Source organism: Dorea sp. AM13-35 (assembly GCF_003473885.1).
Classification (GTDB): domain Bacteria; phylum Bacillota; class Clostridia; order Lachnospirales; family Lachnospiraceae; genus Dorea_D; species Dorea_D hominis.
The window spans coordinates 185483-205896 of record NZ_QUCZ01000003.1 but is presented as its reverse complement, the minus strand read 5'-3'; the positions used below and the strand labels follow the sequence as shown (position 1 = coordinate 205896).

The 20414-nt window shown below is 42.0% G+C and carries 20 protein-coding genes; all 20 read left to right on the top strand.

Translation table 11 applies throughout. From position 1 onward, the window contains the following. Window positions 1-78 precede the first annotated feature (78 nt). The 20 genes from DW152_RS05290 to atpD all read left to right on the top strand — a co-directional run bounded on the left by DW152_RS05290 (window position 79) and on the right by atpD (window position 20411). Window positions 79-1431 carry an ABC transporter substrate-binding protein gene (locus DW152_RS05290; RefSeq protein ID WP_242992906.1) on the top strand — a complete coding sequence of 451 codons (1353 nt, stop codon included), beginning with the start codon at window positions 79-81 and terminating at the stop codon, window positions 1429-1431. Window positions 1432-1442: 11 nt separating this feature from the next. Continuing rightward, a complete protein-coding gene (locus tag DW152_RS05285; protein ID WP_330411826.1) occupies window positions 1443-2333 on the top strand; it encodes a carbohydrate ABC transporter permease in 891 nt (296 codons plus the stop codon). Then, the gene (locus tag DW152_RS05280; RefSeq protein WP_117537512.1) at window positions 2305-3156 is read left to right on the top strand and encodes a carbohydrate ABC transporter permease; all 852 of its coding nucleotides are present in this window, start codon (window positions 2305-2307) and stop codon (window positions 3154-3156) included. Before DW152_RS05285 ends, DW152_RS05280 begins: the two co-directional genes overlap by 29 nt. Before the next feature lie 3 nt (window positions 3157-3159). After that, window positions 3160-4257: an ABC transporter ATP-binding protein gene (locus tag DW152_RS05275; protein ID WP_117537514.1), complete on the top strand. Its 1098-nt coding sequence runs from the start codon at window positions 3160-3162 to the stop codon at window positions 4255-4257. Window positions 4258-4268: 11 nt separating this feature from the next. Further along, window positions 4269-5723, top strand: a complete 1455-nt coding sequence (locus tag DW152_RS05270) for a glycoside hydrolase family 32 protein (protein ID WP_117537516.1) — start codon at window positions 4269-4271, stop codon at window positions 5721-5723. 13 nt (window positions 5724-5736) lie between these two features. After that, the gene (locus DW152_RS05265; protein ID WP_117537518.1) at window positions 5737-6696 is read left to right on the top strand and encodes a carbohydrate kinase family protein; all 960 of its coding nucleotides are present in this window, start codon (window positions 5737-5739) and stop codon (window positions 6694-6696) included. 195 nt (window positions 6697-6891) lie between these two features. Further along, complete coding sequence (gene nrdG / locus DW152_RS05260) at window positions 6892-7383, top strand: anaerobic ribonucleoside-triphosphate reductase activating protein (RefSeq protein ID WP_021860083.1); 492 nt, start codon at window positions 6892-6894, stop codon at window positions 7381-7383. A gap of 26 nt (window positions 7384-7409) precedes the next feature. After that, entirely contained in the window at window positions 7410-8282 is an 873-nt protein-coding gene (locus DW152_RS05255) for a purine-nucleoside phosphorylase (RefSeq protein ID WP_330416726.1), read from the top strand. A gap of 18 nt (window positions 8283-8300) precedes the next feature. Continuing rightward, window positions 8301-9632, top strand: a complete 1332-nt coding sequence (locus DW152_RS05250) for an amidohydrolase family protein (protein WP_199663806.1) — start codon at window positions 8301-8303, stop codon at window positions 9630-9632. A gap of 57 nt (window positions 9633-9689) precedes the next feature. Next, window positions 9690-10409 (top strand): HAD family hydrolase, encoded by a 720-nt coding sequence (locus tag DW152_RS05245; protein ID WP_118288123.1) that lies wholly within the window; start codon window positions 9690-9692, stop codon window positions 10407-10409. A gap of 35 nt (window positions 10410-10444) precedes the next feature. Further along, on the top strand, window positions 10445-11785 hold the full coding sequence (locus DW152_RS05240) for a peptide MFS transporter (protein ID WP_243059808.1): 1341 nt from the start codon (window positions 10445-10447) through the stop codon (window positions 11783-11785). A 43-nt stretch (window positions 11786-11828) separates the two neighbouring features. Further along, the gene (locus DW152_RS05235) at window positions 11829-12692 is read left to right on the top strand and encodes a LysR family transcriptional regulator (RefSeq protein ID WP_117537524.1); all 864 of its coding nucleotides are present in this window, start codon (window positions 11829-11831) and stop codon (window positions 12690-12692) included. Between the two features lie 100 nt (window positions 12693-12792). Continuing rightward, entirely contained in the window at window positions 12793-14190 is a 1398-nt protein-coding gene (locus tag DW152_RS05230; RefSeq protein ID WP_118288122.1) for an aminopeptidase, read from the top strand. Between the two features lie 413 nt (window positions 14191-14603). Then, entirely contained in the window at window positions 14604-15266 is a 663-nt protein-coding gene (locus DW152_RS05225) for a F0F1 ATP synthase subunit A (RefSeq protein WP_117537526.1), read from the top strand. Window positions 15267-15286: 20 nt separating this feature from the next. Next, complete coding sequence (gene atpE, locus DW152_RS05220) at window positions 15287-15514, top strand: ATP synthase F0 subunit C (RefSeq protein ID WP_021860091.1); 228 nt, start codon at window positions 15287-15289, stop codon at window positions 15512-15514. 38 nt (window positions 15515-15552) lie between these two features. Beyond that, on the top strand, window positions 15553-16047 hold the full coding sequence (atpF, locus tag DW152_RS05215) for a F0F1 ATP synthase subunit B (protein ID WP_021860092.1): 495 nt from the start codon (window positions 15553-15555) through the stop codon (window positions 16045-16047). After that, window positions 16034-16570: an ATP synthase F1 subunit delta gene (gene atpH, locus DW152_RS05210; RefSeq protein ID WP_021860093.1), complete on the top strand. Its 537-nt coding sequence runs from the start codon at window positions 16034-16036 to the stop codon at window positions 16568-16570. Before atpF ends, atpH begins: the two co-directional genes overlap by 14 nt. Before the next feature lie 5 nt (window positions 16571-16575). Continuing rightward, on the top strand, window positions 16576-18081 hold the full coding sequence (atpA, locus tag DW152_RS05205) for a F0F1 ATP synthase subunit alpha (protein ID WP_021860094.1): 1506 nt from the start codon (window positions 16576-16578) through the stop codon (window positions 18079-18081). Between the two features lie 12 nt (window positions 18082-18093). Then, a complete protein-coding gene (gene atpG / locus DW152_RS05200; RefSeq protein WP_118288121.1) occupies window positions 18094-18993 on the top strand; it encodes an ATP synthase F1 subunit gamma in 900 nt (299 codons plus the stop codon). Between the two features lie 8 nt (window positions 18994-19001). Next, complete coding sequence (gene atpD / locus DW152_RS05195) at window positions 19002-20411, top strand: F0F1 ATP synthase subunit beta (protein WP_021860096.1); 1410 nt, start codon at window positions 19002-19004, stop codon at window positions 20409-20411. Window positions 20412-20414 lie beyond the last annotated feature (3 nt).

Here is a 20414-nt window from a genome sequence, read left to right as displayed (position 1 = left end):
AAACAGGTTTCCCGGATGTATTATTGGATTATAAAGTAACCGGTTACTTTACCGGTTACACAGTGGAGTATAGATTGAATGGAAAGCTGGAAAGGAGACAAAAAAGATATGAAAAAACGCATAATAGCTGCGTTGATGGCCGGAGTGCTGATGATCAGTCTGACCGGATGTCAGAAGAGTACACCGAAGCCAGGAAGTATTGCAGGGTACGATAAAGGAGAACAATACTTGTCCATATGGGTGCATTCTATCGAAGATACGGATGAGGGACGATGCTACAGAGAAGCAGTGAATGCATTTAATAAGGCATATGATGGAAAATATTTTGCGGATATTGAATTTATTCCGAGAAATGATAGCGGTGGTGGCTACTCAGATAAAATCAATGCATCGGTTATGTCTGGAGATCTTCCGGATGTACTTACTGTTGATGGGCCAAATATTGCGGCTTATGCAGAGAACGGAATTATTCAGCCATTGGCAAAAATGACAGAAAAAGAAAAAAGTGTTTATTTGAAATCGATCATTGAGCAGGGAACTTACAACAATAAGTTATATGCATTAGGTGCGATGGAGTCAAGTGTCGGGCTGTATTATAATAAAGAAATTTTAGACGAAGCGGGCATTCAGGTGCCGGATGCAGATCATCCATGGACGCAGTCACAGTTTTTGGAAGTTCTGAAAAAACTGAAACCGATTATGGATAAGAAAAATGGTTATGCATTAGACATGACATTTCCGGTGGGTGAGGCTACCATATATTATTATGCTCCGTTTTTCTGGTCAAACGGCGGAGATCTGACAGACAAAACAGGACTTACCGTAGATGGAATTTTTAATTCTAAACAGAATATAAAAACAGTTTCTTATTTTAAGACATTATTGAAACAGAAATATATGTCGAAAGTTCCGATCGACTCTTTGTTTGAGAGCGGAAGAGCGGCATTTAAAATTGATGGAGCATGGGAAGTAAATACATTGTATACCAGTTATCCGGATGTATCTTTTGGTGTGGCACCGTATGTTGTGGGAGATGAATGGAATGGAGAGCAATATGCACCTACCGGTTCATGGGCATTTGCAGCTTCTTCCAAAACAAAGCATATCAAAGGAGCAACAGAACTTGTAAAATGGATGAGCGGCGTAGAGAGTGGAAAACGTCTGTGGGAAAAATCAAAATCTTTCCCATCTACTTATGAAGCATACGAGTCCATCGATGTGTTTAAAAAAGATAAGAACTATAAAGAATTATATTATCAGTTAAGTAAATACGGTCATCCAAGACCGAAGACACCTGCTTATCCGCAGGTAAGTACATCATTTCAGCAAGTACTGGAAAATTCTGTTCTGAGCGGATACGATGCAAAAGAACAGTTGGATAAATCTGTAGAAAGGATTGACGCAAAGCTGAAGCGTTATAAAACAAAGTAATGAGAAAAAGAATGGAATCCATTATGGGAATGGCTTTTTTCGGGCCGGCATTGATACTGTTAACCTTATTTCTGTTTTTGCCAATGATTCTGACTTTGATATTCAGTTTTACTGATTTCCTGGCATTAAACCCTGGACTGACACATTTTGTAGGACTGGACAATTATTTCCAGATCCTGAAGGATGATGATTTCCGACAGGCATTTGGCAATACATTAAAATTTGTTATAATCATAGTCCCTTTGCAGAGCATTGGTGCATTGGTACTTGCGTTGCTGATCAATAAAGTAGCATATTGCAAAACTTACTTTAAAGTAGCATTTTTTATTCCGGTTGTAATGTCTCTTGCAGTAGTTTCTACACTCTGGGTACAGATTTACAGCCCGGAAGGAATTTTGAATTCGATTCTTGCACATGTAGGAATCCATGCTCAGCCATTTATCAACAGTGCTTCACAGGCACTTCCGTCTATTGCGATCATGAGTGCATGGCAGGGAATGGGTTATCAGATGCTGATCTTCCTTGGAGGTTTGCAGCAGATTAATCCGGCACTTTATGAGGCGGCAGAAATGGATCATGCAAGCAACTGGCAGAAATTTAAAGATATTACATTGCCGGAATTAAAACCACTGTGTATTTTTGTATTCATTACCGTAACAATCGGAGCATTCCGCATGTTAGTACAGCCAATGGTTATGACCGGAGGAGGTCCATCCCATTCTACGTACACAATGGTATACGATATATACGAGACAGGTACTGTGAACTGGGAGATTGGACTGGCTTCCACTATGGCAATTGTATTTGCATTCTTTGTCATGGTTCTTACTGTAATTCAGACAATCGTTACAAAAGATAAGGAGGGTACAAAGCATGTTAACAAAAAAGCAAAAGCATTTTAACATCATTCTTGCAGTCGTGATGATTGCGATGTCTTTGTTTTTCCTGTTCCCGGTTATATGGATGCTGGCCAATTCATTTAAGACAGATGCAGCTATCACGAGTGATATGAACTCTCTGGCAGCATTTGTGCCGCCGGCATTAAGCGGTAAATTTTTAGACAATTACATTACAATTCTGACCAATACGAATTTTATTCGCTATATGCTGAATACACTATTTTACGCAGCGGTGCTGATTCTTTTGGGAATTATTGTTAACGGTCTGGCAGGTTATGCACTGGCAAAGATCAATTTCCCATTTAAAGAGAGATGGCTTCTGATCATTATGCTTCTGATGATCGTGCCTATGGAAACAATTATTACAATTCATTTTTTATTTATCGCAAAATTAGGATTACTGAACAATGTGATTGGATATGTTCTTCCGATGATCGTCAATCCATTTAACATCTTCTTGTTCCGGCAGGTGTTTGTAAGTTTGCCGGATGATGTGTATGAGGCGGCACAGCTGGATTTCTGCAGTCCGGTAAAATACTTTTTTACAATGGTGTTGCCTATGTCAAAGAGTGTAGTGGCAACGGTTAGCGTATTTACATTTTTAAATGTATGGAATGATTACTTATGGCCGTCACTGGTATTTACTTCCAGTGATCTTCTGACAGCACAGATCGGCTTGAATGCGATCACTTCAAACGATAATACAACGATGGGACAGACATTAGCCGTTATTACGTTAGTTACAATTCCGGTAATTATTATTTATGCATTATTCTCAAAACAGATTGTAGAAGGTGTAGTATCTACCGGTTCGAAGGAGGGTTAAGCGATGAGCTTTATTGAATTAAAAAATGTATGTAAACAGTATGCAAATACGAATAAAAAAGCAGTTACGGATTTCAATCTGAAAATTAATGAAAATGAATTTATTGCATTTGTAGGACCATCCGGATGTGGAAAATCAACGACACTTCGTATGATTGCCGGATTTGAGGAAATTACAAGTGGTGAATTATATATTGACGGGAAAAAGATGAATGAGGTTGCGCCAAGAGACAGAGGAATCTCAATGGTATTTCAGAATTATGCATTGTATCCGCACATGACAGTGGAGAAGAATATAGGATATGGTTTGAAAAATATGAAGGTACCGGCAGAAGAGATCAAGAAGAAAGTAGACTGGGCAATTGATATTCTGGGTCTGGAAGAATACAGAAAGCGCAAACCGAAAAATCTTTCTGGTGGTCAGAGACAGAGAGTAGCACTTGGACGTGCGATCGTAAAAGATCAGAAAGTATTTCTGATGGATGAACCTCTTTCAAACCTGGATGCAAAACTGAGAGTCAGTATGCGAAATGAGATCAGCAAACTTCATCGAAATCTGGGAAGTACAACGATTTATGTAACACATGACCAGGTAGAAGCAATGACAATGGCTGACCGCATTGTCATCATGAAAGACGGAGTAGTACAGCAGGTTGGAGAACCGATGGAGCTTTATGAACATCCGGTAAATAAGTTTGTAGCCGGATTTATCGGCTCTCCACAGATGAATTTCTTTGAAGTAGAAGTGGAGGATAGACAGATTGTATTCTCTGACGGAAACCGTATGCAGATCACAGAAGAAATGGCAAAAAAATTAAGCCCGTATAAAAAGAAAGTTATTCTCGGAATCCGTGGGGAAGATATCAAATTTGATCCACAGAATCTGGATGTATTCAAAGACAATAAAATGTGTGCAGTTGTGGATAACATAGAGATTATGGGAAATGAAAACAATCTGTATTTTAATTTTGGAGGCAATACAGCTATTGCAAGAGTATCCAAATACGAAGTGTGTCATGTCGGAGACAAAGTAGAATTTGTTTTTGTTCCCCACAGAATGCATTTCTTTGATTGTAAGACAGAAGAAGTAATTCCAGTATAGAAGGAGAAAGTATGAATAAATTAAGTAAAGCAAATGAATATGTGGCGAAAAATCACATAGCGAAGGAAGAATTACCGGTATTTCATGTAACTCCGCCATGTGGGTGGATGAATGACCCAAACGGATTTTCAGCTTTTCAGGGGAAAGCACATTTGTTCTACCAGTTTCATCCATATAGTGATGCGTGGGGACCGATGCATTGGGGACATTGTGAAACGGAAGATTTTATGAAATGGACAGAACTTCCGGTAGCGCTTGCACCGGATCAGAGTTATGATGCGGCAGGATGTTTTTCCGGCTCGGGAATTGAGACAGACCAGGGACATTTACTCGTCTATACCGGAGTAATTGAAAAAGAAGAAAACGGTGAAAAGATATGCCGTCAGAATCAGTGCATTGCATTGGGAGATGGAAAAACTTATGTAAAAACAGAAGGAAATCCGGTGGTAACCGGAGAAATGCTGCCGCAAACTTTCAGCAGAGAGCATTTCAGAGATCCAAAAATCGGCAAACAGGAAGACGGATATTACATGGTAGTCGGAAATAAGACGGAAGACGGAGTTCCACAGGTTGTAATGTTTTCTTCTGAAGATTTAAAAGAGTGGAAATATGTTTCCGTATTGGCCAGTGATGAAGAAGGAAAATATGGTTCCATGTGGGAGTGTCCAGATTTCTTCTTATTGGATGGAGAATATGTGCTGATTACTTCACCACAGGATATTTCCGCCGGCCCAGAATTACATAACGGAAATAATTCCGTTTATTACCTTGGAAAATATGAAAAGAAGACACACAAATTTCATTATGAACAGGTGTATTCTCTGGATGATGGACTGGATTTTTATGCACCGCAGACGATGCAAACTCCGGACGGAAGAAGAATCATGATCGGCTGGATGAAATCCTGGGATTCTGATGTACGCCCTGCAGGACAGAAATGGAATGGCATGATGACTTTGCCGCGAGAACTGCGTATGGAGCAGGGAAGACTGATGCAATGTCCGGTACGTGAAATCGAAAAATATTATAAAAATTCAGTTTCTTACGAAAAAGAGAATATTCAGGGAATCCGTAAATTAGAAAATATTTCAGGACGTGTGCTGGATATGACTGTTGAAATTACAGATGGAGATTATCGTGAATTTACCGTTGATTTTGCACAGGATGCACAGCATAAAGTAAGCTTTAGTTACTATAAGAATAAGAAAATGTTTGAAATCGACCGTACATATTCCGGCATGGTACGTGATGTATTGTCAAATAGAAAAGTCAGAGTTAAATCTTCAGATGCAAAAATGAAGATGCGATTTATTCTGGATAAATATTCTGCTGAAATTTTTATTAATGATGGAGCGCAGGTATTTAGTACAACCTTTTATACACCAATGAATGCAGATGGAATCCAGTTTGTATGTGATGGCTCTGCGGTGGTTAATATTCATAAACACGATATTGAAGTGAAATAACTAGGAGAACACCATGAAAAAGTTTGATGTGACTGCTTTAGGAGAATTGTTAGTAGATTTTACAGAAAATGGAATAAGTGCGCAGGGAAATACACTTCTGGAGGCAAATCCGGGAGGGGCACCCTGCAATGTATTGGCTATGCTTAAGAATCTCGGGAAAAAGACGGCATTTATTGGAAAAATCGGGAACGATGCATTAGGTAAAATGTTGAAAAAGACAGTAGAGGATCAGGGAATTTGCATAGACAATCTCGTAGAAGATGAAGAAATACACACAACACTTGCCTTTGTCCATTCAGATAAAGACGGAGACAGAAGTTTTTCTTTTTACCGTAATCCGGGGGCAGATCTTATGCTGCAGTGGGAGGAAATAAATGTCGATTTTCTGGTAAATACAAAGATTTTTCATTTTGGCACCCTGTCTATGACGGAAGAAGAGATAAAAAATGTGACAAAAAAAGCAGTTCAGAAAGCAAAAGAAAACGGTGTGTTGATTTCTTTTGATCCGAATTTCAGGCCACCGTTATGGAAAGATATGGAAGATGCCAGACAACAGATGTGGTACGGTATTGGGCAGTGTGATATTTTGAAGATATCAGATGATGAGATTCTCTTTCTGACAGGGACGAAAGACATTGATGAAGGGATTGCCAGAATTAGAGAGAAAAGTCATGCAAAACTAATTTGTGCAACAATGGGTAAAAATGGAAGTAAGGTATATTACAAAGGAAAAACTGTCTTTGGAAGACCATTTTTGCGGAAAGATACGATAGAGACAACAGGTGCCGGAGATACTTTTATGGCATGCGTATTAAATACCGTGCTGGAAAAAGGACTGGAGCAGTTGACACAGGAGTCTCTGACAGAAATGCTGTTATTTGCAAATGCAGCATCTTCCATTATTACTACACGTAAAGGTGCATTAAAAGTAATGCCACAGAGACAGGAGATTCTGGACTGCCTCATTTCCTAAATCATAGGAAATACGATTTCATTTCAGATAGAAATATGCTACTCTTACAACAATCGGAGGCTGCATCAGTCAGCCTCCGTTTATCAAAAGCTTTTATTCAAAGCACGCTTTCAATATGAAAACTTTGTTTTACCAACTTTACACTATTGCAAAAAAACACTACAATGTTATATAGAAATAATGTGAGGTATAACTATGAACTATGGAACGATAAAAGAATATGATATTGCAGACGGACCGGGTGTGCGTGTCAGCCTGTTCGTGTCCGGTTGCCGGCATCACTGCAAGGGATGCTTTAATGAAGAAACCTGGAATTTTAATTATGGAGAGCCTTTTACCGATGAAGTAAAAGACCGGATTTTAAAACTTCTGGAGCCGGTATATATTCAGGGATTTTCCCTGCTGGGTGGAGAGCCTTTTGAGCCGGAGAATCAGGTTGTGCTTGTGAATCTTCTAAGAGAGATCAAGGAGACGTATCCGAAGAAAGATATCTGGTGCTACAGCGGCTATCTCTTTGATGTGGATCTTGCAGAGGGAGGCAGAGTGTATACAGAGGTGACAGATGAGATGCTGTCTTATATCGATGTGCTTGTAGATGGTGAATTTGTAGAAGAATTAAAAGATATTACGCTGAAATTTCGCGGCAGTAGCAACCAGAGGATTCTGGAACTTGCAAAACTGCGGTAAATGTAAATAAGGAAGGGGACTTAATTATGAATTCAGCTTATGAGAAATTGACGGATTGTTATGAATCAGTAAAGGGGGAACTTCCATTCAAACCAAAAGTAGCGCTGGTACTTGGTTCAGGACTCGGTGACTATGTGAAGAAGATGAAGGTGGAGAAAATTATTTCTTACCATGATATTGATGGTTTCCCGGTATCTACAGTTCAGGGACACAAAGGTCAGTTTGTATTTGGATATGTAGGGAACGTACCGATCGTAGCGATGCAGGGACGGGTTCACTACTATGAAGGCTATTCTATGACAGATGTAGTACTCCCAATCCGCCTGATGCGTCTGATGGGGGCAGAAGTGCTGTTTCTTACGAATGCTTCCGGCGGTGTAAACTACGATTATGAGCCAGGAGATTTTATGCTGATCCAGGATCAAATCGCAAGTTTTGTTCCGTCACCATTAATTGGAACGAATATAGATGAACTGGGAGCGAGATTTCCGGATATGTCAGAAATCTATGATGAAGATCTACGCAAATTGATTCGCTATACAGCAAGTGATCTTCAGCTTACTCTGCGCGAAGGTACTTATCTGCAGCTTACCGGACCCCAGTATGAATCGCCGGCTGAGATCCGGATGTACCGGCTGTTAGGTGCAGATGCAGTCGGAATGAGCACGGCATGTGAAGCGATTGCAGCAAACCATATGGGTATGAAGATCTGCGGAATTTCCTGTATCTCTAATATGGCATGTGGCATGACAGATGAACCGCTCAGTCATACGGAAGTTCAGGAGACAGCAGACCGTGTGGCACCATTATTCAGAAGTCTTGTATCCGAATCGATTATCCGGATTTCAGATTTTCTGGAGCAGAAGGAGGCAGAAGCTCAGGAAAAAGAAGAAAAGTAAGAAAATACAGGAGAATCTATGAAAATAAGAATATATAATGCCAGGATTTTACCAATGACAGAAGAAAAGGCAGGACATTTTCAGATTGTGGAAGGGGAAATCCAGATTATAGAAGATAAGATTGCTTATGTCGGATCTTCGAAAATTGCACCATCCGGCTGTGGCAGTACCGGAAAAGAACAGTCTGCATCAGGTGCTGATGATAAATGGGATCGAGAGATTGATGCCCAAGGCAATCTGATCCTTCCGGGATTTAAGAATGCACATACACATTCGGGTATGACATTCTTGCGTTCGTACGCGGATGATCTGCCGCTTCTGGACTGGCTGAACAAACAGGTATTCCCAATGGAGGCGAAGCTTACACCGAAAGATGTATATTTGTTTTCAAAACTGGCAGTTTTAGAATATCTGACAAGTGGGATTACGGCGAATTTTGATATGTATCTGACACCGGATACGATGGCACAGGCATCAAAGGATCTTGGATTCCGCACGGTTATCTGTGGTGCAGTAAATGATTTCGTACAGTCCGTGCCCGAGATGGAAAAATGGTACAAAACATACAATCAGTTTGATTCGCTGATCTCGTATCAGCTTGGATTCCATGCAGAATATACGACATCAAAGCCGATTTTGGAGGACATAGCAGCGCTTGCAAAGGATTTAAAAACACCTGTTTATATGCATAATTCAGAAAGTTGTTCCGAAACGGAACAATGTATTGACAGAACTGGAATGACACCGACAGCGTATCTGGACAGTCTTGGAATGTTCGCACATGGCGGCGGTGGCTTTCACTGTATCCACATGACAGAAGAAGATCTGGAGATTTTTAAAGAACGCGGATTATACGTTGTGACAAATCCAGCATCTAATATGAAGCTGGCAAGCGGGATACCTCCACTTACGAAGATGCTTCAAATGGGAATCCCGGTTGCGATCGGAACGGACGGACCGGCAAGCAACAACTGTCTGGACATGTTCCGGGAGATGTTTCTTGTGACAGGGCTTGCAAAGCTTAAAGAGAAAGATGCGGCAGTTGTTGATGCAAAGGAAGTGTTATATATGGCAGCCGTGCAGGGCGCACGGGCGATAGGGCTTGCGGACTGTGACAGCCTGGCGCCGGGTAAACAGGCAGATCTTATTATGATCGACCTGCATCAGCCGAATATGCAGCCGCTCAATAATCTTACAAAGAATATTGTATACAGCGGAAGTAAGCAGAATGTAGTGATGACGATGATCGCCGGAAAGATTCTCTATGAAAAAGGAGAATTTTATGTTCCGGAAGATGTGGAACGGCTGTATGCGGATGTGAACTGCCGGGTAGAAGAATTGAAGAGATAACAATATAAGACAGAATGAAAACCATAATTTGAACATAGAAAAGAACTGGAGAATTACATGCAAAATATATTATTTGATCTGGATGGAACTTTATTACCGATGAATCAGGAGAAGTTTGTTACTTTTTATCTGCCGCTTCTTGCAGAAAAGATGAAGAAATATGACATAAGTACAAATGACCTGATCTCTGCAGTGTGGAAAGGGTTCTATGCAATGGTGGCAAATGACGGACACCAGACAAATGAAGATGCATTCTGGGAAGCATTTGATGCAGTAACCGGATGGGAGAGAACAGTAGTAGAGCCGGATGTAACCGATTTTTACCAGAATGAATTTAATCAGGCAGTTGTTTCGACAGATCCGACCGGAATGGCAGCAGAGATCATCCATACATTAAAAGAACAGGGGAAAAAGATCTATCTGGCAACGAATCCGGTATTTCCGGAATGTGCGACTATGAACCGTATCAAATGGGCAGGGTTGGATGCGTCGGATTTTGAAGCTGTCACAACTTATGAGAACAGTCATTACTGCAAGCCGAATGTGAAGTATTTTGAAGAAGTATTAAGGGATAATCATTTAAATCCGAAAGAATGTCTGATGGTTGGTAATGATGTAAAAGAAGATCTGGCAGCAGGACAATTGGGGATAAAGACATGGCTTGTAACAGATTGTCTGGAACATGGAGAGGGACTGGATCTTACGAAAGATGTCAAAGCGAATTATCAGAGCACTTTGGAAGAACTTCTGGAGATGTGTCGCAGAGGTGAGCTTTAGAACCATTCAGCCTTTCAGTTGAAAGGAGATAAAAGATGAAGCACGGAAAAAAACACGGACAGAGAAGCTTCAGCAGAGGCTTCTGGCAGACGGGCTGTACAGAGATATTTGAATGTATTTCTTATTATATGGGCAAATCTCTGATCCTGATTTTTACAACTGCATCTGTAGCGCAGGGTGGACTGGGACTGACTGCGGCGGAGGGGGCGGCATTACAATCATTGTTTATTGCTTTTGCATTTTTCGGGCCTCTGGTCGGCGGAGCGATAACAGACCGCTGGCTGGGTGCGAGATATGCGACACCAATTGGTATGGTGCTGGTCGGAATCGGATACTGGTGCGGCTCCATGGCAAGATCTGTGACGCTTGTATATGTCATGATCTTTTTCGTGTGTGCCGGGCGGAGCCTGTTTCAAGTCAGTGCGATGCTGGGGCGGATCGTGGTTGACAAAGACCGGATGGATGCGGCATATTCAATCCGCTATACATTAATGAATGTAGGCGGTTTTCTGGGAACATTTTCTCTTGGAATCTTATATAAAGATGTATTTGCAGTGAACGGCGTCTTTGGGTTTTCAGCATGTTTCCGTGTGGCAGCATGTGCCATGTTCCTTGGAACGATCTGGTTTATCAGTGGATGGAGAAAGATCGGTGAGGTTGGAAAACGACTGTTCAAGACAGAGAAAACAGCAGAAGAAAAGAACTGGGAAAAGGAAAAACTTCCGGTTACGGCAATCGAAAAGAAACGGATTGGTGCAATCTTTCTTGTGTCCGGATTTTCTGTTATTTTCTGGATGCTGTGGGATCTCGCATATCTGCCGGCATACTATTACTGGACAAAATATATGGACTGGACGATAGCAGGATATGAGATACCGGTGAGCTGGTTTGATTCCAGTAATTCGCTGTTCTGTGTCATATTAGGACCTGTAATGGCAGGAGTATGGCTCAGGCTTTCCAGAAGGCCGGAAGGGGATATGAGCCTGTTCAGGAAGACAGGGATCGCATTGTTCCTTCTTGGACTGGCATATCTGTATTATGCAGTTCTCGATATTGTCCGGGGAAATGGAAAACCATCTGCTGTATGGCTGATATTTTTCACATTTACGCTGACACTGGGGGAAATGTTTTTTGCGCCGCTCGGACATGCATTTATCAGCAAATATGCACCGAGCAGGTATCTGTCAACAATGATGGCGGTGTGGGGACTGGCAATTTTCCTTGCATCATTATGCTATGGAAAAGTTTACGGACGTTTGTTTGAAAGCGGACTGCCTTTCACAAAGGTCTGTGTGGGGATTACCGTGACGGCAGTGGCAGCGGGGGTAATACTTTTTATGTTGGACAAACGGCTGTCCGGTCTGGTTAAAGAATAAATATTATAATAATCTGAAATTTAATATAAGAGAGGGATAAAAAATGAGCAGTATATGGAAATATAAATATTTCATAGATGTAGTAGAAAATAAAAGCTTTACAAAAGCGGGAACGATTAATTATGTATCGCAGACTGCGATTAGTCAGAATATTTCATCACTGGAGAAGAGCATCGGGGGAAAGCTTTTAAACCGTGGAAACGGAGAAATCATACTGACCGAGATTGGGGAAGTTGTGTACAAGCGCGCAAAAGAGATTCTGTCTCTGGAACAGCAGATGCTCCGGGAAGTGGAGCATATTAAAAATAAAGGAATGCTTCTGGTTGGAATGGACAGTGCAATCAATAAGCGTATGTGGATGATGGTAGAGAATGTCTATGAGACTTATTTTCCAAATCTTCCGATTGTTTTTACGAAAGTAGATTGCGCGATGGGAGCCTTGATGCTGGAGAGCAGGGATCTGGATGTCTTTGTTGGATATCCGACAGAAGTGCTCAGGCGGATTCCGGCAATCGAGAAAAAAGAATTGTGCCGTCAGTCGGTAGGTATATACGTTGGGAAGCAGACGACCATTCCTTATGGCGAGATTTCTCTGAATGAATTAAAAAATCATCTTTGCTATTGCGCAAACCAGTACGGCGTCAGCTTACAGGAAGAAGCAGAAGAATATCTGAAGGGATCCTGTCCGATCATAGAGACTGGTAATGTGGAGACGATGAAACTGAAAGTCGAATTTAATGATGGCTTTGCTTTTGTAGACAGAGATTATTTTTATCGGAATGACGGTGAGATCAGGGATTTAAAAGATTATGAAAAAGAATGTGTGTTAAAGATGTATTATAAAGCGGACTGTAATAAAAAGACAGCATTTGAATTTATGAAAAAATTGAGAGAAGAATTAAAATAACCTTACCTTATTATGAGATAAGTTTTTGACGTTGGTATTTATCCTCCCGAAACAGTAGAATAGTCTTATAAGATTGATACTTCAAGGAGGACAAACGAACATGGAGCGTAAAAACATGTGGGAAGGATATTCGGAGGCAGAACTGAAAGAATTAGAAGCGGTGAATGCCCGTTACAGAGAATGTCTGGACGTTGCCAAGACAGAGAGAGAATGTGTAAAACTTACTCGCAGACTGGCAGAAGAACAGGGCTATCAGAACCTGAAAACATTTATCGAAAATGGCACATCTTTAAAAGCCGGAGACAAAGTGTATGCAGAATGTATGGGGAAAACAATTGTCTTATTCCAGATCGGTAAAGAACCGATGGAAAAGGGAATGAACATTCTGGGTGCACATGTGGATTCTCCGCGTCTGGATGTAAAACAGAATCCATTATATGAGGATTCTCAGTTAGCATATCTGGATACGCATTATTATGGCGGTATCAAAAAATACCAGTGGGTAACAATTCCGCTGGCTCTGCATGGTGTATTTGCAAAGAAAGACGGAACAGTACAGGAAGTTTCAATTGGGGAAAAGAAAGAAGATCCTGTATTCGTTATTTCTGATCTGTTGATTCATATTTCACAGGAACAGTTAGAGAAAAAAGCATCTGTTGTGATCGAAGGCGAAGGTCTTGATCTGCTGATCGGTTCTAAACCGGTACTTGGGGACAGCAGGGAAGAGAAAGAAGCCAAAGCGTCCGTTAAGAATATGGTGCTTGATTATCTGAAAAAAGAATACGGTGTGGATGAAGAGGATTTCCTTTCTGCCGAACTGGAAGTCGTACCGGCAGGAGAATCCAGAGAGTGCGGTCTGGACCGTAGCATGATCTTAGGATACGGACAGGACGACAGAGTCTGCGCATTCCCGTCTCTTTTTGCAATGTTTGAGACGGAGGATCCGGAGAAGACAACCTGCTGTATTTTAGTAGATAAGGAAGAAATCGGAAGTGTGGGGGCTACCGGTATGCATTCCAGATTCTTTGAAGATACAGTTGCCGAGGTGGTTGCCCTGACAGGAGGAAATGCACTTCATGTAAGACGTGCACTTGGTAACTCTGCAATGCTGTCATCTGACGTAAGTGCAGCATTTGATCCATTGTATGCAGATGCATTTGAAAAGAAAAATTCTGCTTATTTCGGAAAGGGAATTGTATTGAACAAGTATACCGGAAGCCGCGGAAAGAACAATGCCAGTGACGCAGGTGCAGAATATCTGGCACAGGTTCGTCATGTGTTTGATGAAAACGGAGTCGGATTCCAGACTGCAGAGATGGGACGTATCGATCTTGGCGGCGGTGGAACCATCGCATATATTATGGCAAACTATGGTATGCGTGTGCTTGACAGCGGTGTGGCAGTAATGTCTATGCATGCACCTTGGGAACTGACAAGCAAAGCTGATATTTATGAGTCTTACAAGGCTTATAGAGCATTCTTAAAAGATATGAGATAAGGATGTATTTAAGAGGTATTCTTCGTTGTTTTGGATAGCAGAGAAACTGAAAAGGGCTGGTTTTTTTTCCAATGCCATGATCCCTCCAGATGATTTCCCTTTTCAGTTTCAAAATCTGCAAAACGGAAAGTTTATAGACATATTAACGAAAATAAATGGAATAAATGATAAAAAGTTGTACGATATTCCTATCAAAAATTAAATTGTAATAAAATCTTAACATTTTTCTGTCAGAATCATAAAAAAACCATGAAAAATGACGAATGTTCACTAAAAAAATAAATAAAAAAATCGAATTTAAAAGCAGTCTCTTATTGAGGCTGCTTTTATTGACAAATGGGAAAAATAGAACTAATATAATCAAAAAATTCAGGAAGGAAGGGGATCATACGGAAGATTTAACAAAGGCTCTCATAGAGGAATTGAACTGCAAAACAGTATTTACAATTCCGGTCTTTGGTGGGATCGCAGTAGACGAAGGCGTTGTCGTAACATGGATCATCATGATGGTACTGGCATTACTTTCGATTCTTTTTGTGCGAAACCTCAAAGTGGAGAATCCGGGAAAAGTTCAGCTTGCTTTAGAATCTGTGATCGAGTGGGGCGAGAACTTTTTCAAAGACATCATAGGGGAAGAAAACAAACGTTACATACCCTGGTTAATGACAGTTGCACTGTATCTTGCATGTGCGAATCTGATCGGACTTTTTGGATTTAAACCACCGACAAAAGATTTGAACATCACAGCGGGACTTGCAATTATGAGTATGCTGCTGATTGAATACAGTGGAATCCATAAAAACGGTGTAAAGCACTGGTGTGGACATTTCGCCAAACCGGTACCGCTTGTAGCACCGATCATGATATTGGAAATATTTATCCGTCCACTGTCATTATGTATGCGACTGTTTGGTAATATGCTTGGCGGATTTGTAGTTATGGAATTAGTTGAACAGGTAGTACCACTTTTTGTTCCGATACCGCTTAGTTTTTACTTTGATATCTTTGACGGATTATTACAGGCATATGTGTTTGTATTTTTAACAGGATTATTTATGAATGAAGAAATGGAATAAAGAAAAGGAGATTTAAGATTATGACAGGAACAATTATTGCAATTGGAGCAGCAGTAGCAGTATTAACAGGTGTTGGAGCCGGTGTAGGTATCGGTATTGCAACAGGTAAAGCAGTAGATGCAGTAGCAAGACAGCCGGAAGCAGAGGGCAAGATCAGTAAGAACCTGATTCTTGGTTGTGCACTTGCAGAGGCAACCGCTATTTATGGTTTTATCATTGGACTTCTGATTATCTTCTTCTTGAAATAAGGCGTGTAAAAGAACGAAAGAAAGGCAGGTAATAAGAAGTGCTGAGATTAGATTTTAATCTGGTTCTTACCATGATCAACCTCGTGGTTCTCTACCTCATCCTGCGTAAGTTTTTATTTCGCCCACTGATGAACATTATGGAACAGAGAAGAACGATGATCGCAGACGGACTTCAGCATGCAGAAGATACAAAGAAAGAAGCTTACGCATTGAAAAGTCAGTATGAGTCAGCTCTTGGCGGGGCAAAAGAAGAATCAACCCGGATCATCGGTCAGGCAAAGAAAGATGCAAAAGCAGAATACGACCGTATTCTGGATGAGGCAGATCAGGCAGCAGGCAAACTCATGAAGGATGCCAGAGAGACGATTGATCTGGAGAAAGAAAAGACACTGAGAGACATGCAGTCAGAAGTTGCCGCTCTTGCAGTAAGTGCTGCAAAAAAAATGGTAAAACAGCAATATGGGGCGGATGCAGATCAGGCGGCATATGACCAATTTCTGAAAGAAGCAGGTGACGCCCATGACGACAAATAAAAAAGAAAATGCCGGATTCTACTCCATGCCGGCAATCCGTTATGCACATGTACTTTCAGAACTTGGAATTTCCGGGGCAGCAGTTGAAGAGACAGAAGAAATTCTGGAGCAGACAAAAGAGTTAAAGGAAATCCTGGAACATCCGGTTATTACTAAAGAAAATAAACATGATATCATCGACCGGATATTTCCGGAAGAAATGAAGAATTTTCTGAAGGTTGTCGTAGATAACGGAAAAGTAGATATCGTCATGGAGATCTTCGGCGCATACGAAGAGCTGGAGAAAAAAAGAGCAAAGATCGCGACAGCAAAATTACGATATGTAACGCTTCCGTCCGAAGAACAGAAGAAAAAGATGGAAACATTTATATGTAAAACATTTGCGGCAGATGGCGTGAGCTGGGAAATGAAAGAAGATCCGGAACTGCTTGGTGGCTTCATACTCCTTGTTGATGGAAAGGAATATGATTACAGCATGGCAGGACGTCTGAACCGCTTAGAGCAGACATTAATGCGGAGGTGAAAATAGTGAGTACAATAAGCTCAGATGAGATTATCTCGATCCTGAAAGAAGAGATTGAGAATTATGATGAAATATGCAAAGACCAGGAAGTCGGCACAGTCATCTCTGTCGGCGACGGTATCGCCTCCATTTATGGAATTGACCATGCAATGTATGGCGAGATCGTAACTCTGGAAAATGGATTAAAAGGAATGGTGCAGGACATCAAACAGAATGAAATCAGCTGTATCCTGTTCGGTGATGATGCTGAAGTAAAACAGGGAACAAAAGTTGTCCGTACCGGTAAAAAGGCAGGTATTCCGGTAGGAGAAGCATACATTGGACGTATTGTAGATCCGCTGGGAGCGCCGATAGATGGAAAAGGTGAGATCGAGGCAACCGAGTACCGCCCGATTGAGCAGGAAGCGCCGGGAATCGTAGACCGTAAATCGGTAAGCGTACCGCTGGAAACAGGAATCTTATCGATTGACTCCATGTTCCCAATCGGACGTGGACAGCGTGAACTTATCATCGGTGACAGACAGACCGGTAAGACTTCGATTGCAATGGATGCGATCCTGAACCAGAAAGGAAAAGACTGTATCTGTATTTACGTAGCGATTGGTCAGAAAGCATCAACGGTAGCACAGCTTGTAAATACATTAAAGAAACACGATGCACTGGATTACACGACCGTATTTTGTTCGACAGCAAGTGAGTGTGCACCGATGCAGTATATCGTTCCATATTCCGCAACCGCACTTGCAGAGTATTTCATGTATAAAGGAAAAGACGTATTGATCGTTTATGATGATCTGTCCAAACATGCAGTAGCGTACCGTGCGATTTCACTGCTTCTTGGAAGATCTCCGGGACGTGAGGCTTATCCGGGAGATGTCTTCTATCTACATTCCAGACTTCTGGAGCGAAGCAGCAGACTGAGTGAGGAAGCCGGTGGCGGCTCGATCACGGCACTGCCGATCATCGAGACGCAGGCAGGAGATGTATCTGCATATATTCCGACCAACGTTATTTCTATTACAGACGGACAGATTTTCCTGGAGAGTGCGCTCTTTAATGCAGGTATGCGTCCGGCGGTTAATGTTGGACTTTCCGTATCCCGTGTAGGTGGTGCGGCGCAGACAAAAGCGATGAAGAAGGCAAGTGGAAGTATCCGTATCGATCTTGCGCAGGCAAGAGAAATGGAGTCCTTTACACAGTTCAGTTCAGATCTGGATGATGCGACAAAAGCACAGCTGAAATACGGAAGTACACTGACAGAGCTTCTGAAACAGCCACTGGGACGTCCGTTAAAACTGCATGAACAGGTAATTACGTTATGTGTGGCAACGCACCATCTGATGATGGATGTGGAAGATGCGAAAGTCAAAGAGTTCCAGATGGATATGCTGGCATATTTTGACCAAGAACATCCGGAGATCGGACAGGCAATCGAAGAGAAGAAAGTACTGGATGACGAACTGACAGAACAGATTATTGAGGTAGCTAAAAAGTTCAAAGAAAATAGATAAGCAGGTGAAAATATGTCGAATGCAAAAGAAATCAAAGAACGAATGGGCAGCATTCAGGAGACAAAAAAGATCACCAATGCCATGTATCTGATCTCTTCTTCCAAGATGAAACAGGCAAAGAAAAAACTGTCAGATACGGAACCATTTTTCTATAGGATGCAGGCAGAGATTGCCCGAATCTTAAGACACGTTCCGGATATGCACAGCCAGTTTTTTGATCAGAGAGAAGAGAAGAAACCGGAAGACAGGAAAATCGGCTACATTGTAGTCACCGCAGATAAAGGGCTTGCCGGAGCTTATAACCATAATGTACTTCGCATGGTGGAAGAGAAAATAAAAGGACCGGGACAGCATAAGTTATTTGTATTAGGTGAACTGGGACGGCAGTATTTTGTAAAGCGTACAGATGTGGAGCTGGATATGAGTTTCCGGTATACCGTACAGAATCCGACGTTGTACCGTTCCAGAACGATCACCGGTGAGATGATCGAACAGTTCCGGAGCGGAGAGCTGGACGAAGTTTATGTGATTTATACCCGCATGGTAAATGCAATGCAGGTAGAGACAGATACAGTAAAACTTCTGCCGCTTCACAAGGCAGATTTCCTTCCGAAGGAAACATTGAACGCACTTGCAGATGTCTATCAGGAAGGTATGGTGTTCTATCCATCCACACACAGTGTGATGGCAAATATTGTGCCGAATTATATTAATGGTATGATCTATGGCTGTCTGGTTGAATCTTACTGCAGTGAGCAGAATTCCAGAATGCAGGCGATGCAGAATGCGACAGACAGTGCCACAAAGATGCTGGATGAGTTAAATATAACTTATAACCGTGTGCGCCAGGCCGATATCACACAGGAACTGACTGAGGTTATCGGCGGAGCGAATGCACAGAAAAGGAAGTGATAAGCGCTATGACAAAAGGAAAAATCGTACAGGTTATGGGACCTGTCGTAGACGTAGAATTTAAAAGCAAAGAAGAACTTCCATATATCAAAGATGCGCTGGAGGTTGACAATGGCGGAAAACGCTGTGTCATGGAAGTAGCGCAGCACATCGGAAATAATATTGCACGTTGTATCATGCTGGCTTCCAGTGACGGACTGTGCAAAGATATGGAAGTAACCGCTACCGGAGCAGGTATTAAAGTGCCGGTAGGAGAACAGACTCTGGGACGTCTGTTTAATGTATTAGGTGAGACAATTGATAATGGAGAACCGATCGCCAAAGATAAAGAGCATTGGGTAATCCACAGAAAAGCTCCTTCTTTCGAGGAGCAGAGTCCGGCAGTAGAAGTATTGGAGACAGGAATCAAAGTCATCGACCTTCTGACGCCATATGCCAAAGGTGGTAAGATCGGTCTGTTCGGTGGTGCCGGAGTTGGTAAAACCGTGTTGATCCAGGAGTTGATCCACAATATCGCAACCGAACATGGTGGATATTCTATTTTCACAGGAGTCGGAGAGCGTTCACGTGAAGGTAATGACCTCTGGACAGAGATGAGTGCATCGGGAGTTCTGGACAAAACCGCTTTGGTATTCGGTCAGATGAACGAGCCACCTGGAGCACGTATGCGTGTTGCTGAGACGGGACTTACGATGGCAGAATATTTCCGTGACCAGGAACATCAGAACGTATTGTTATTCATTGATAATATTTTCCGTTTCGTACAGGCAGGTTCCGAGGTGTCCGCACTTCTCGGACGTATGCCGTCAGCCGTAGGTTATCAGCCGACGCTGGCAAATGAAATGGGAGCACTGCAGGAGCGTATCGCTTCTACGAAGAACGGATCTGTCACATCTGTACAGGCAGTTTATGTGCCGGCCGATGACCTGACAGACCCGGCACCGGCAACAACATTCTCCCATCTGGATGCGACAACCGTATTATCCAGAAAGATCGTGGAGCAGGGTATTTATCCGGCGGTAGATCCGCTGGATTCTACATCCAGAATCCTGGAGCCGGACGTAGTTGGAGAAGAACATTATCAGGTTGCACGTAAAGTACAGGAAATCCTGCAGAAATATAAAGAATTGCAGGATATCATCGCAATCCTTGGTATGGAAGAACTTTCCGAGGAAGACAAGATGACAGTAAACCGTGCGCGTAAAGTGCAGAAATTCCTGTCACAGCCATTCTCAGTAGCAGAAACATTTACCGGAATCCCTGGAAAATATGTACCGTTAAAAGAGACGATCCGTGGATTTAAAGCAATCATTGACGGTGAGATGGATGAGTATCCGGAAAATGCATTCTTTAATGTCGGAACAATCGATGAAGTCATCGAGAAAGCCAAAGCAGAAGAAGCTGCAATGGAAGCTTAGTAC